Origin of the sequence: Streptomyces sp. NPDC001868 (assembly GCF_040297125.1) — a bacterium.
Taxonomy (GTDB): Bacteria; Actinomycetota; Actinomycetes; order Streptomycetales; family Streptomycetaceae; genus Streptomyces.
Genome location: NZ_JBEOYO010000028.1, coordinates 60,678 through 75,361, shown reverse-complemented (window position 1 = coordinate 75,361; position 14,684 = coordinate 60,678). Strand labels below are relative to the sequence as shown.

9 protein-coding genes are annotated in these 14,684 nt (G+C 70.5%); 4 read left to right on the top strand and 5 right to left on the bottom strand.

Annotated elements, in window-relative coordinates:
* Positions 1–184: 184 nt before the first annotated feature.
* A complete protein-coding gene (gene metH, locus ABT147_RS28555) occupies positions 185–3,712 on the bottom strand; it encodes a methionine synthase (protein WP_351411235.1) in 3,528 nt (1,175 codons plus the stop codon).
* Between the two features lie 415 nt (positions 3,713–4,127).
* Here metH and ABT147_RS28550 point away from each other — a divergent pair, with 415 nt between their 5' ends.
* The 4 genes from ABT147_RS28550 (at position 4,128) to ABT147_RS28535 (ending at position 9,472) form a co-directional block, all read left to right on the top strand.
* The gene (locus tag ABT147_RS28550; RefSeq protein ID WP_351411233.1) at positions 4,128–4,892 is read left to right on the top strand and encodes an IclR family transcriptional regulator; all 765 of its coding nucleotides are present in this window, start codon (positions 4,128–4,130) and stop codon (positions 4,890–4,892) included.
* A gap of 473 nt (positions 4,893–5,365) precedes the next feature.
* Complete coding sequence (locus tag ABT147_RS28545; protein WP_351411231.1) at positions 5,366–6,154, top strand: MIP/aquaporin family protein; 789 nt, start codon at positions 5,366–5,368, stop codon at positions 6,152–6,154.
* 99 nt (positions 6,155–6,253) lie between these two features.
* Positions 6,254–7,792 (top strand): glycerol kinase GlpK, encoded by a 1,539-nt coding sequence (gene glpK / locus ABT147_RS28540; RefSeq protein WP_351411229.1) that lies wholly within the window; start codon positions 6,254–6,256, stop codon positions 7,790–7,792.
* 63 nt (positions 7,793–7,855) lie between these two features.
* Positions 7,856–9,472, top strand: a complete 1,617-nt coding sequence (locus ABT147_RS28535; RefSeq protein WP_351411227.1) for a glycerol-3-phosphate dehydrogenase/oxidase — start codon at positions 7,856–7,858, stop codon at positions 9,470–9,472.
* 251 nt (positions 9,473–9,723) lie between these two features.
* Here ABT147_RS28535 and mtnK read toward each other — a convergent pair whose 3' ends face one another.
* The 4 genes from mtnK to ABT147_RS28515 are packed head-to-tail and all read right to left on the bottom strand — an operon-like array spanning position 9,724 to position 14,684.
* Positions 9,724–10,932: an S-methyl-5-thioribose kinase gene (gene mtnK, locus ABT147_RS28530; protein ID WP_351411225.1), complete on the bottom strand. Its 1,209-nt coding sequence runs from the start codon at positions 10,930–10,932 to the stop codon at positions 9,724–9,726.
* 15 nt (positions 10,933–10,947) lie between these two features.
* Positions 10,948–11,994, bottom strand: a complete 1,047-nt coding sequence (locus ABT147_RS28525) for an ABC transporter permease (protein ID WP_351411223.1) — start codon at positions 11,992–11,994, stop codon at positions 10,948–10,950.
* Positions 11,995–12,022: 28 nt separating this feature from the next.
* Entirely contained in the window at positions 12,023–13,588 is a 1,566-nt protein-coding gene (locus tag ABT147_RS28520; protein ID WP_502983177.1) for a sugar ABC transporter ATP-binding protein, read from the bottom strand.
* Positions 13,575–14,684: a substrate-binding domain-containing protein gene (locus ABT147_RS28515; protein WP_351411221.1), complete on the bottom strand. Its 1,110-nt coding sequence runs from the start codon at positions 14,682–14,684 to the stop codon at positions 13,575–13,577. The genes ABT147_RS28520 and ABT147_RS28515 overlap by 14 nt, the downstream gene beginning before the upstream one ends.

Sequence of the window (14,684 nt, the reverse complement as noted above, 5' to 3'; positions counted from 1 at the left end):
CGGCTCCCGGATGGGGAACCGGCCTGCGGTGGACCGACCAGTCTACGACGCCACGCGGGGAAGCGCCTTTCGTGAGGCGGCCCGCGCCCCGTGAGGGCGCGGGGTGCGCCCCGACAGGGGCGCGAGGAACTGCGCGACGAGCCACGACGCACCCGCAGCCGAAGACGGTCGGCCCAGCGGAGCGCTACCGCGCGTTGAAGTACTTCGCCTCGGGGTGATGGATCACGATCGCGTCCGTGGACTGCTCGGGGTGGAGCTGGAACTCCTCCGAGAGCTGTACGCCGATCCGCTCGGGCTCCAGCAGTTCCGCGATCTTGGCGCGGTCCTCCAGGTTCGGGCAGGCGCCGTAGCCGAGGGAGAAGCGGGCGCCCCGGTACTTGAGGTCGAACATGTCCTCGATCGCGGTCGGGTCCTCGCCCGCGAAGCCCAGCTCGGAGCGCACGCGGGCGTGCCAGTACTCGGCGAGGGCCTCGGCCAACTGCACGGACAGGCCGTGGAGTTCGAGGTAGTCGCGGTAGGAGTTGGCCTCGAACAGCTTGGCGGTCTCCTCGCCGATGCGGGAGCCGACGGTGACGACCTGGAGGCCGACCACATCGGTCTCGCCGGACTCCTCCGGGCGGAAGAAGTCGGCCAGGCACAGCCAGCGGCCACGGCGCTGGCGCGGGAAGGAGAACCGGGTCCGCTCGTTGCCGTCGTCGTCCAGGATGATCAGGTCGTCGTCCTTGGAGACACAGGGGAAGTAGCCGTAGACGACGGCCGCTTCGAGGAGGTTGTCGGTCTGCAGCTTGTCCAGCAGACCGCGCAGCCGGGGCCGGCCCTCGGTCTCGACGAGCTCCTCGTAGGTCGGACCGTCGCCGGTGCGGGCCTGCTTGAGCCCCCACTGCCCCTTGAAGAGGGCGCCCTCGTCGAGCCAGGTCGCGTACTCCTTGAGCTGGATGCCCTTGATGACGCGGGTGCCCCGGAACGGGGGCGTGGGGACGGGGTTGTCGGTGGCGACGTCGGAGCGGACGTGGCCCTCCTCCGGGTGCTCCTCGGCCAGGGGGGCCGCGGCCGTGGCCCGGACCCGGCGCTGCTTCAGCTCGGGCAGGACCGCTCCCGGCACGCCCCGCTTGACGCCGATGAGGGCGTCCATCAGGCGCAGGCCCTCGAAGGCGTCGCGGGCGTAGCGGACCTCGCCCTCGTAGATCTCGTGCAGGTCCTGCTCGACATAGGCGCGGGTGAGGGCGGCGCCGCCGAGGATGACCGGGTAGTCGGCGGCCAGGCCGCGCTGGTTCAGCTCCTCCAGGTTCTCCTTCATGATCACCGTGGACTTGACCAGGAGGCCGGACATGCCGATGACGTCGGCGCGGTGTTCGGCGGCGGCGTCCAGGATCGCGGATACCGGCTGCTTGATGCCGAGGTTGACGACGTTGTAGCCGTTGTTGGACAGGATGATGTCGACGAGGTTCTTGCCGATGTCGTGGACGTCGCCGCGGACGGTGGCCAGGACGATGGTGCCCTTGCCCTCGGCGTCCGACTTCTCCATGTGCGGCTCCAGATGGGCGACCGCGGTCTTCATGACCTCGGCGGACTGGAGCACGAACGGCAGCTGCATCTGTCCGGAGCCGAACAGCTCACCGACGACCTTCATGCCGTCCAGGAGGATGTCGTTGACGATGTCGAGGGCCGGTCGGGTCTGGAGGGCTTCGTCGAGGTCGGCCTCCAGGCCGTTCTTCTCGCCGTCGATGATGCGGCGCTTGAGGCGCTCCTCCAGCGGCAGGGCGGCCAGTTCCTCGGCCTTGCCGGCCTTCAGGGACTTGGCGGTGGCACCCTCGAACAGCGCCATGAGCTTCTGGAGCGGGTCGTAGCCCTCGGCCCGGCGGTCGTAGACGAGGTCGAGGGCCGTCTGCACCTCTTCCTCGCTGAAGCGGGCGATCGGCAGGATCTTGCTCGCGTGGACGATCGCCGAGTCCAGGCCCGCCTTCACGCACTCGTCGAGGAAGACGGAGTTGAGGAGGATACGGGCGGCCGGGTTGAGGCCGAAGGAGATGTTCGACAGACCCAGCGTCGTCTGCACCTCGGGGCGGCGGCGCTTGAGCTCGCGGATGGCGTCGATGGTGGCGATGCCGTCCTTGCGGGACTCCTCCTGACCGGTACAGATGGTGAAGGTCAGGGTGTCGATGAGGATGTCCGACTCGTGGATGCCCCAGTTCCCGGTGAGGTCGTCGATGAGCCGTTCGGCGATCTCGACCTTCTTCTCCGGGGTGCGGGCCTGGCCCTCCTCGTCGATGGTCAGCGCGATCAGCGCGGCGCCGTGCTCCTGGGCGAGCGCGGTGACCTTGGCGAAGCGGGACTCGGGGCCGTCGCCGTCCTCGTAGTTGACGGAGTTGATGACCGCCCGGCCGCCGAGCTTCTCCAGCCCGGCCCGGATGACGGGCACCTCGGTGGAGTCCAGGACGATCGGGAGGGTGGAGGCGGTGGCGAAGCGGCCGGCGAGTTCGGCCATGTCGGCGACGCCGTCGCGGCCCACGTAGTCGACACAGAGGTCGAGCATGTGGGCGCCCTCGCGGATCTGGTCGCGGGCCATCTCCACACAGTCGTCCCAGCGGGCCTCCAGCATGGCCTCGCGGAACTTCTTCGAGCCGTTGGCGTTGGTGCGCTCGCCGATGGCCATGTACGAGGTGTCCTGACGGAACGGGACGGTCTGGTAGAGGGAGGCGGCGCCCGGCTCGGGGCGCGGGTCGCGGGCGGTCGGCGCGAGGTCGCGGACGCGCTCGACGACCTGGCGCAGATGCTCGGGGGTGGTGCCGCAGCAGCCGCCGACGAGGGAGAGGCCGTACTCGCGGACGAAGTTCTCCTGCGCGTCGGCCAGCTCCGGCGCGGTGAGCGGGTAGTGGGCGCCGTCCTTGGTCAGCACCGGCAGGCCGGCGTTGGGCATGCAGGACAGCTGGATACGGGAGTGGCGGGCCAGATAGCGCAGGTGCTCGCTCATCTCGGCGGGGCCGGTCGCGCAGTTCAGGCCGATCATGTCGATGCCCAGCGGCTCCAGCGCCGTCAGCGCGGCACCGATCTCGGAGCCGAGCAGCATCGTGCCCGTCGTCTCGACCGTCACCGAGACGATCAGGGGGACGTCGTATCCGGCCGTCTCCATCGCCCGGCGCGCGGCGACCACGGAGGCCTTCGTCTGCAGCAGGTCCTGGGTCGTCTCCACCAGCAGCGCGTCGGCGCCGCCGGCCAGCAGGCCCTCGGCGTTCTGCTGGTAGGCGTCACGGATGGCGGTGAACGTGGTGTGGCCGAGAGTGGGCAGCTTGGTGCCCGGGCCGATCGAGCCGAGGACCCAGCGCTGCCGGCCGTCACGGGCGGCGTACTCGTCCGCAGTCTCGCGGGCGATGCGGGCGCCGGCCTCGGACAGCTCGGCGGTGCGTTCGGGGATGTCGTACTCGCCCAGCGCGGTGAGGTTCGCGCCGAAGGTGTTGGTCTCCACGCAGTCGACGCCCGCGTCGAAGTACGCGGAGTGCACCGAGCGGACGATGTCGGGGCGGGTGACGTTCAGGACCTCGTTGCAGCCCTCCAGCTGCTGGAAGTCCTCCAGTGTGGGGTCCTGGGCCTGAAGCATCGTGCCCATCGCGCCGTCGGCGACCACCACACGGGTGGCGAGAGCCTCGCGCAGGGCTTCGGATCGGGCCCGGCCGGCGGCGGCGGACGAAGGGGACGGGTTCGGCAACGAGGCCATGGAGCTGCTCCCTGGAGTGCGACGGCTGTCGGCTTTGCGACTTCCCATGGAAGCCGCACGCCGCAAGGGTAGCCCGGAGCGCCACGGACGGTCAGGGGAGTCCACGGGACGGACGGGCGTGGCGTACGCGGCCGAGTGCGGTTTACTCCGACGACGAAACGAACGACGGACACCACTCCGGCACCACACGCACACCCCACGATCACACGATCGCCGAACGGACACCGGTCGGGCACGGGTCGGGCACGGGTCGGGCACCGGTCGGGCACGGGAGCGTCACCCCGCGGCGAGTGTGGCCGAAAAGCTGTTGACGGCCATTGGCGAGAGGTCGGCAACGACCGGTAGTGTTCGACATTGCCGAACGATGGAAGTTCAGTCGCGTACGGCGGCCGAAGGGGACGGAGGCAGGACGGCGATGGCACGGAACATCCAGTCGCTCGAACGGGCGGCCGCGATGCTGCGCCTGCTCGCGGGCGGTGAGCGGCGACTCGGTCTGTCGGACATCGCCTCGTCGCTGGGCCTCGCCAAGGGCACCGCCCACGGCATACTGCGCACGCTCCAGCACGAGGGGTTCGTCGAGCAGGACGACGCCTCGGGGCGCTACCAACTGGGCGCCGAGCTGCTGCGGCTCGGGACCACGTATCTGGACGTCCACGAGTTGCGGGCGCGTGCCCTGGTCTGGACGGACGACCTGGCCCGTTCCAGCGGCGAGAGCGTCCATCTGGGGGTGCTGCACCAGCAGGGCGTGCTGATCGTGCACCACGTCTTCCGGCCCGACGACAGCCGGCAGGTCCTGGAGATAGGGGCGATGCAGCCCCTGCACTCCACGGCCCTGGGCAAGGTCCTGGCGGCCTACGACCCGGTGGCGCACAGCGAGGTCCTGGAGGGCGAGCGCAAGGCGTTCACCGACCGGACCGTCCATGCGCTGGACGACTTCGAGGGCGTCCTGGACATCACCCGCGCGCGCGGGTACGCGGCCGACGTCGAGGAGACCTGGGAGGGCGTGGCGTCCATCGCCGCCCCCATCCACGACCGGCGGCGCATGCCCGTCGGCGCGGTCGGCATCACCGGCGCCGTGGAGCGGCTGTGCCGCGAGGGCGAGCTGCGCCCCGAGCTGATCGCGGCCGTACGGGACTGCGCCCGCGCGGTGTCGCGGGACCTGGGCGCCGGACGGTTCTGACGGGCGCTGGGTCCGGCTCCGGCGGGCGTGGAGCCCGGCTCCGGCGACACCCGACCCCTCCCCTGACCTGCTCACCCGACCTGCTCGCCGACCTGCGCCCCGACCCATGAAGGCCGGGACACCCCCGCGGTGTCCCGGCCTTCGGCGCGTCCGGGCCGCCACGCGCGTACGCGTGGCGGCCCGGCCAGCGACCCGGCGCGGACACGCGTGGCGGCCGCCATAGCAGCCGCCTCAAGATCGATAGGCCACTTCGATCAATAACGATCGCGTTTTCGATAACAGGACCCTTGACTAGGCACTCTCGCCACAGCGAGACTCCCGTCCATCGGTCGACATTGTCGAACACCTACCGGCAATACGCGCTAGAGTGTGACGACGCCATGGGCCGACATCGCTCTCAGCCAACGAGAGCACGAACCACCGGTGGGACCCGGGGTTCGACTTCCCCTGGACGAAGGACAAAGGAGTCGCGGGTGTCCAGCTCCGACATCTTCATCGGCGAGACCATCGGTACCGCCATACTCATCCTGCTCGGCGGCGGTGTCTGCGCCGCTGTCACGCTGAAGGCCTCCAAGGCACGTAACGCCGGCTGGCTCGCCATCACCTTCGGGTGGGGCTTCGCCGTTCTGACGGCCGTCTACACCTCCGCGCCGCTCTCCGGCGCCCATCTGAACCCGGCCGTGACCCTCGCGCTCGCGCTGAAGAAGGACGGCATCGACTGGGACCAGGTCCCGGTCTACTGGGGCGGCCAACTGCTCGGCGCGATGATCGGCGCCGCGTTGGTCTGGGTGGCCTACTACGGCCAGTTCCACGCCCACCTCACCGACCGCGAGATCGTGGGCGAGCCGGACGTGTCCAAGTCCGTCGAGGCCCGGGAGACCGGCGCCGGCCCCGTGCTCGGCGTCTTCTCCACCGGCCCCGAGGTCCGCGTCGCCTGGCAGAACATCGCCACCGAGGTCATCGGCACCATCGTGCTCGTCCTGGCGGTCCTGACGCAGGGCCTGAACGGCGAGGGCAAGGGTCTCGGCACCCTCGGCGCCCTGGTCACCGCGCTCGTCGTGGTCTCCATCGGTCTGTCCCTCGGCGGCCCGACCGGCTACGCGATCAACCCGGCCCGTGACCTCGGTCCGCGTATCGTCCACGCCCTTCTGCCCCTGCCCAACAAGGGTGGCTCCGACTGGAGCTACGCCTGGGTCCCGGTGGCCGGCCCCCTGATCGGCGCCGCCATCGCCGCTGGCATCTACAACGTCGCCTTCGCTTAAGAGCACCGAGCCGCAGATTCCGGAACCACGTGATTTCGCGAAACGCTCAGCACGCGCCGTACGTACAGCCCCATACCCAGTGACTTTCAGGAGCACACCGTGACCGACGCCCACACCGCCGGCCCCTTCATCGCCGCCATCGACCAGGGCACCACCTCCAGCCGCTGCATCGTCTTCGACCGCGACGGACGCATCGTCTCCGTCGACCAGAAGGAGCACGAGCAGATCTTCCCGAAGCCGGGCTGGGTGGAGCACAACGCCACCGAGATCTGGACCAACGTCGAGGAGGTCGTCGCCGGAGCCATCGCGAAGGCCGGCATCACCCGCGACGACATCAAGGCCATCGGCATCACCAACCAGCGCGAGACCACGCTGCTCTGGGACAAGAACACCGGTGAGCCCGTCCACAACGCCATCGTCTGGCAGGACACCCGCACAGACGCCCTCTGCCGGGAGCTCGGCCGCAACGTCGGGCAGGACCGTTTCCGCCGCGAGACCGGCCTGCCGCTGGCCTCGTACTTCGCCGGTCCGAAGGCCCGCTGGCTGCTCGACAACGTCGAGGGTCTGCGCGAGCGCGCCGAGGCCGGCGACATCCTGTTCGGCACCATGGACAGCTGGGTCATCTGGAACCTGACCGGCGGTGTCAACGGCGGCCACCACGTCACCGACGTCACCAACGCCTCCCGCACCATGCTGATGAACCTGCACACGCTGGAGTGGGACGAGAAGATCGCCGAGTCCATCGGCGTCCCGCTGAACATGCTGCCCGAGATCCGCTCCTCCGCCGAGGTGTACGGCGAGGTCACCGGCGGCCGCCTCGGCGAGCTGCTCGGCGGCATCCCGGTCGCCTCCGCGCTCGGCGACCAGCAGGCGGCCCTGTTCGGCCAGACCTGTTTCGCCGAGGGCGAGGCCAAGTCCACGTACGGCACCGGCACGTTCATGCTGCTGAACACCGGCGAGAAGATCATCAACTCCTACAGCGGCCTGCTGACCACGGTCGGCTACCGGATCGGCGACCAGAAGCCGGTCTACGCGCTGGAGGGCTCGATCGCCGTCACCGGTTCGCTGGTGCAGTGGATGCGCGACCAGATGGGCCTGATCTCCACGGCCGCCGAGATCGAGACCCTCGCGCTCTCGGTCGAGGACAACGGCGGCGCGTACTTCGTACCGGCCTTCTCCGGACTCTTCGCCCCGTACTGGCGCTCCGACGCCCGCGGTGTGATCGCCGGCCTCACCCGGTACGTCACCAAGGCGCACCTCGCGCGCGCCGTCCTGGAGGCCACCGCCTGGCAGACCCGTGAGATCACGGACGCCATGACCAAGGACTCGGGCGTCGAGCTCGCGGCCCTCAAGGTCGACGGCGGCATGACCTCCAACAACCTGCTGATGCAGACCCTCTCGGACTTCCTCGACGCCCCCGTGGTGCGCCCGATGGTCGCCGAGACCACCTGCCTCGGTGCCGCCTACGCCGCCGGTCTCGCCGTCGGCTTCTGGACCAACACCGACGATCTGCGCGCCAACTGGCGGCGGGCCGCCGAGTGGACCCCCCGCATGGACGCGGACACCCGCGACCGTGAGTACAAGAGCTGGCTCAAGGCCGTCGAGCGGACCATGGGCTGGCTCGAGGACGAGAACTGACGAGAGCCGAGAAGAGCCGAAGCAGGCTCCGACCCACGCTCTGATGAGGAGTAAGAACCCCACATGACCAGTCAGACCACCCTGCAGACCCTGCCTGCCCTGGGAACGCGCCCGGCGTCCGGCTCGAACCCGAGCCGTGCCGAGACCCGGGAGCAGCTCTCCAAGGCGTCGTACGACCTCCTCGTGATCGGCGGCGGCATCCTGGGCATCTCCACCGCCTGGCACGCCGCGCAGTCCGGGCTCAGGGTGGCCCTGGTCGACGCCGGCGACTTCGCCGGTGCCACCTCCTCCGCCTCCTCCAAGCTGCTCCACGGCGGTCTGCGCTATCTGCAGACCGGCGCGGTGAAGCTGGTGGCGGAGAACCACTTCGAGCGCCGTGCGGTGTCTCGCCAGGTGGCTCCCCACCTGGCGAACCCGCTCACGTTCTACCTCCCCGTGTACAAGGGCGGCCCGCACGGCGCGGCGAAGCTCGGGGCGGGCGTCTTCGCCTACTCCGCGCTCTCCGCCTTCGGTGACGGCGTCGGCCACCTGCTCTCCCCCGCCAAGGCGGCGCAGGACGTGCCCGAGCTGCGCACCGACAACCTCAAGGCCGTGGCCGTGTACGGCGACGACCAGATGAACGACTCCCGGATGGCGCTCATGACGGTCCGCGCGGCCGTCGAGTCCGGCGCGGTGGTGCTGAACCACGCCGAGGTCACCGGCCTGCGCTTCACCAAGGGCCGGGTCACCGGCGCCGAGCTGCGCGACCGCCTCTCCGGCGACGAGTTCGGCGTCAGCGCCCGTCTGGTGCTGAACGCGACCGGCCCCTGGGTCGACCACCTGCGCAGGATGGAGAACCCGAACGCGGCCCCCTCCATCCGCCTCTCCAAGGGCGCGCACCTGGTCCTGAAGCGGACCGCGCCCTGGAAGGCCGCGCTCGCCACCCCCATCGACAAGTACCGCATCACCTTCGCCCTCCCCTGGGAGGACATGCTGCTGCTCGGCACGACCGACGAGGTCTACGAGGGCGACCCGGCGGACGTCTCGGTCACCGACAAGGACATATCCCAGATCCTGGACGAGGCCGCGTTCTCCATCCGGGACCAGCAGCTCGACCGCGACCTGATCACCTACTCCTTCGCCGGCCTCCGGGTACTGCCGGGCGGGCCCGGTGACACCGCGAAGGCCAAGCGCGAGACGGTCGTCACCGAGGGCCGGGGCGGCATGCTGTCCGTCGCGGGCGGCAAGTGGACGACCTTCCGGCACATCGGCCGCACCATCATGAAGAAGCTGGAGGCGCTGCCCGGGGCCCCGCTGGGCGAGGACTTCGAGCCGGTCGCCTCACTGCCCAAGAAGCTGCCGCTGCCGGGTGTCGCCAACCCGCGCGCGGTCGCCCACCGGCTGCTGGTGGACCGTCCGGCGCCCGGCCCCCGTATGGGCGCCGACACCGCGCGGCACCTGGCCACGCACTACGGCTCCCTGGCCTTCGACATCGCCCGTCTCGCCAACGAGAACCCCGAACTGGGCGAGCGCGTCCACCCCGACGCCCCGGAGATCTGGGCGCAGGTCGTCTACGCCCGCGACACCGAGTGGGCCGAGACCGCCGACGACGTCCTGCGCCGCCGGACGACGCTGACGATACGGGGGCTGGCCACGGACGAGGTCCGCGCCAAGGTCCAGGACCTGCTCGACAAGAAGTGACCGACTCTCGGTCCGGCCCCTCCCCCTGACCGGGGCCGGACCGAGTGATTCCGAGGCGGCCCCGTCATCGTTACGGCGACGGGGCCGCCTCTTGTGCGTGTGGCACCCGGCGGCCGGGGCTGGGCCGGGCCGGGTCGCGCGGCCCGGCGCTCACAGGGCGCCGCCTGCGCCCACCCGTGCCGCCCCAGCGGCACGATTGCCCGCAGCTGAGGCGGTGGTTGGCCGTGTGCGGGCCAGACAGCCGCGCCCCCTCAGGGGCGCGAGGAACTGCGCGAGAAGCCCTGCCCGGCCGCAGCCGACTCGACAACCGCCCGTACTGCCGCCACGTCCCGCAACTCCGCCCGCCGCACGATGAGTTCACGTCCCACCAGCAGCGCACGGCGGGACGCCGGAACCGGATCCTCCAGCGTCGTCAGATCCGTCAGATGGGCGAACCCGATGATCCGCCGGATGATCTCCGTCCCGGCGAAGCCCAGCGACTCCGTCCAGACCCGGCGCAGGAACCGCTCCAGATAGGCGTCGTCGAAGAACGTGTCGACCCGCGTCGGCCACAGCCGACGGAACTCGGACTCGAACGCCTCCCAGGACAGCCGGAGCTGGTCGCCGTGATCCGTCAGGGACCCCAGCGCACGAGCCCGCTCCTCCGAGACGAGCGCGTTGGCCCAGTACAGCCCGAGGTCGAACCCGATGGGCCCCACGAACGAGAACTCGGGGTCGAAGACCCGTACGACATGGGCACCTTCACGCTCGCCGACCATCACGCTGCCCGAGTGGAGGTCGCCGTGGAGGAGGGCCTGGGCACTCGTCATGAAGACATGGCGGAGGTCGGCGACCTCGGTACGGAGCACGGCGTCCGCGCGGAACGCGGCGGCAAGGTCGTCCACCCCCGGATGCCAGTGGTTGTGCTCGTGCTCGACATACGGCTCGGACAGCACCACGTCCTCGGTGATCTTGCACAGCTCGGGATTGACCGACGCGGCCAGCAGCGCCTTGCGCTCGCCGGACTCCATACCGAAGTCGCTCGTGGCGAAGGAGAGCCGCGCGACGAGCCGCCCGATCTGCGGCGAGGTGTACGGCCCGTACGACGCCCCGTCGTTGAGCAGCGTACGCAGCACCTCCAGGTCGGAGAGGTCCTCCATGACGAGGGCGTAGTTCTCGGGGTCGTAGCCGTGGATCCCCGGGATCTCGTCGGGAGCGACCTTCCCGAGCTGCTCGTACGCACGCGCCTCCGCGTCGGCCCGGTCCGGGCTCAGCGGCCAGGAGGGCCCGGCGACACGCACCCACGGCAGGGCCTGCTTGAGGGCGAGACCACGCGTGCCGGCGGCGTTCGAGGCGAGGAAGACGCGGTTGACGTTGCCGTCCGACACCTCGCGGACGGTGATGTCGTCGACGTCCTCCCAGTGCCCCCGCTCACGCAGGTACGCGGGGATGTCGTCGGTCTCCAGGATGCGGTAGCCCATGGTCGGTGAACTCCCTTATGCGGTGCGGCGCTTGGACAACGTGAAGCTGAAGACCAGGGCGAGGATGAGGACCGCGCCCTCGACGACGTCCTGGGTGTAGTACGGCAGGCCCTTGATGGTGAGGCCGGTGGTGATGATGCCGATGAGCACCGCGCCGAGGGCGGTGCCCCAGACGTTGGGGCGTCCTCGCCCCAGCACCGACGTGCCGACGAGTGCCACCGCGACCGCCTCCAGGAGCTGCGACGTGCCCGCGGACACATCGCCCTGGCCGATCCGCGACGCGAGGATCAGTCCGCCGACGGAGGCGAGGACGCCGGACAGGACGTACGCCAGCGCGCGGTACGCGCCGACGCGGATACCGGCCAGACGCGAGGCCTCCGGGTTGGCGCCGATCGCGTAGAAGACGCGGCCCCAGCGGGTGCGGGCCAGGAAGACCCAGGCGGCGACGGTCAGCGCGCCGAACACGACGACCGAGATCGGGATGCCGAGCACCGTGCCGCGGTCGATCTTCAGGAAGCCTTCGGTGAATTTGCCGGGGGCGGTCGTGCCGTCCTCCAGGGTCATGCCGGGGGTGATCGACTGACCGTCGACCAGGATCAGTTTGGTGCCCTGGATGACGAACATGGTGCCGAGCGTGGCCAGCATGTCGGGGATCTTCATCACCACGATCAGCAGGGCGTTGAGGAGACCCGCGAGGGCGCCCGCCGCGAGGACCGCGAGGATCGCGACCGTGCCGATCTGGTTGTAGACGACCATCGTGTGCGCGGCGACCGAGACACCGAGGCCGGCGACCGCGCCGACGGACATGTCCATTCCGCCGACGGCCATGGTGAGGGTGACGCCGAGGCCGAGGATGGCGGCGACGGAGACGTACCGGAGGGTGTCGAGGAGGGTCGCCGACTCCCGGAAGGAGCCCTCGCTCAGCGCGAAGTACGCGAAGAGCGCGACCGTGACGAAGATGAAGCCGTACTTGATGACGGCGTTCTGGACGCGCACGGCCGTGGAGGTCGCGGGCGGGAGCGCCGCCTTGGTGGGGACCTCGGTGCTCTGGGTGGTGGTCATGGGCTGCTTCCCGGGACTTCGTGGGGCATCACACGGACGCCGAGATGGTCTGGATGACGCGGTCGCGTTCCGCGTCCTCGCCGTACGCGTCGAGGTGGATCTCTCCGGCGGCGAGCACGACGACCCGGTCGGCGACCTCCAGGACCTCGTCGACGTCGGCGGAGAGGACGAGGACGGCGGCGCCCTCGGCGGCGAGCGCGCGGGCGCGGCGGCCGATGTCGCGCCGGGCACCGATGTCCACGCCTCGGAACGGTTCGTCCAGGATGAGGACACGGGGGGTCTCGGCGAGCCAGCGGCCGACGACGACCTTCTGCTGGTTGCCGCCTGACAGCTCCTCGACGGTGCTGTGCTCGTCGCGGGTGACGACACCGAGGGCGTCGATCGTGTCGCGGCCGAGGGCGTTCTCCCTGGCCGTGTTCATCAGGCCCAGCCGGGACAGGGACTTCAGGAACGGCAGGGAGATGTTCTGGGCCACGGACCAGCCGGGGACGAGGGCGTCGGCGTGCCGGTCCTCGGGGACGAGGTGGACGCCGCCGCGGATGGCGTCGGCGGGGCGGCGGGGCGCGTACGGGCTGCCGTCCAGTTCGACCGTGCCGGTGGTGAAGGGTTCGGCGCCGAAGAGGCCCCGGGCCAGCTCGGTCTTGCCGGCGCCCAGCAGGCCGACGACGCCGGTGACCTCGCCGGTGCGGAGGTCGAGGTCGAGCGGGGTACGGCCCTCGAAGAGGCGTACGCCGCGCAGGGAGAGGACGATGTCTCCCTGGTCGCCCTCGCGGACCGGGCGGGCGGTGGTGGTCTCCTGGGCCTGGGCGAGCATCGCGCGCAGGGCGGCGTCCCAGTCGAAGGGGCGGGCCTGGTCCTCGGTGAGACGGCCGTCTCGGAGTACGACCAGGCGGTCGGCCAGGGCGTCGATCTCGCCGAGGCGGTGGGAGACGTAGAGGACGGCGATACCGTCCGCCCGCATCCGCTCGACCAGGGCGAACAGGCGCTCGGCCTCGGCGGCGGAGAGCGCGGAGGTCGGTTCGTCGAGGATGAGCAGCCGGGGGCGGGTGGCGAGGGCGCGGGCCAGGATGAGCAACTGGCGGTCGGAGATGCCGAGTTCGGTGACGTCCCGCTTGAGGACGGCGTCGCTCCAGTCGAGGCCGAGGGCGGCCTGGATCTCGCGGGCGCGGGCGAGCAGCCTGCCGCCGTTGAGGAAGGGGTTGCCTCGGCTCTGGGCCAGCTCCTCGAAGACCAGGTTCTCGGCGACGGTGAGTCCGGGGACGACGCCCTCGCTGATGCGCTGGTGCACGGTCTGGATGCCCAACTGCCGGGCGGCCAGGGGCGACTGGAGAGCCGCGGGCTCCCCGGCGACGAGCACCTGACCGCCGTGGTCCGTGTGCACGCCCGACAGGATCTTGATCAGCGTGGACTTGCCGGCGCCGTTCGCGCCGAGCAGCGCGACCACGCTGCCCGGTGCGATGTCCAGCGAGACGGAGGCGAGCACCGTCTTGCCGCCGAAGGCCATGCTGACGTCCCGCAGACTGACGGCGGGAGCACCACCGGACGGCGGGCCCGAAGGCCCGCCGGTGGGGTCGGTCGTCTCAGTGGGCGACATTCGAGATCCAGTCGGCGGTCGAGACCTGCGACAGGTTCAGCGCGGGCAGCGCCTTCCGCAGCTGGTCCATGTTCTCGATCTTCTTCTCGCGCAGGAAGTCCTGGGTGATGGCGACGGCCGGGAACTCGACGGAGGCCTTGTTCAGTTCACCGGCCAGCTCCAGGGCGGTCGTACGGACCACGGCGGCGCCCACGGCGGACGGGTCGGTGCCCGCGGTGGCGACCCAGGGGCTGTCCTTGGCGGTGATGGCCTGGATGTCGGCGTTGGAGACGTCGGCGCCGAAGACCTTCACCTTGTCCTGGAGCTTCTTGTTCTGCACGGCGAGGACGGTGCCCTTGGCCAGCTCGTCGTAGGGGGCGAAGACGCCCGCGACGTCGGAGTTCTGGGTGAGAGCGGCGGAGACGAGGGGCACGTTGTCCGTGGCCGTGGAGTCGGTGACCTTGCCGACCTTGAAGGCCTGCTTCCAGCCCTGGGCGTCGACCGTGGACTTCCAGACGGTGTCGCGCTTGTCGAGGGCCGCGTAGCCGGCGACGTTGACGTAGCCGACCTTGGCGTCCTTGCCGACCTCCTTCGCCATCACGTCGAGGACGGCCTGGGCCATGCTCGCGTCGTCCTGCTTGGTGGAGACGACGCCCTTGGTGTCGGTCTCGACGTCGTAGACGACGACCTTGATGCCCTTCTTCACGGCCTTGTCGATCTCCGGCTGGATCGTCGCCGGGAAGCCGTGGTCGATGATGATCGCCTTGGCGCCGGAGTTGATCGCCGAGGACAGGTCGGTGGCCTGCTTGGCGTTGTCGGCCTGGGCGTCGTACACGGTGAGGTCGATACCGAGGGCCTTGGCCTGTGCCTTCGCGCCGTTGCCCCACTGCTCGAAGTAGTCGCCGGCGCCGCTCTGTCTGACCAGCGCGACCTTGACGGCGCCGTCGCTGAAGGGGGCGGGCTTCTCGCCGGTGGCGGCGGAGGCCGAGGCGGCGCTGTCGCCGGTGTCCTTGGAGGCGTCCGTGGACTGCGCGCAGGCCGACAGGAGCAGGGCCGAGGCGGAGGCGAGGGAGAGCGCGGCGAGGGGCAGGCGGGTACGGCGGGACGAGCGGGACAT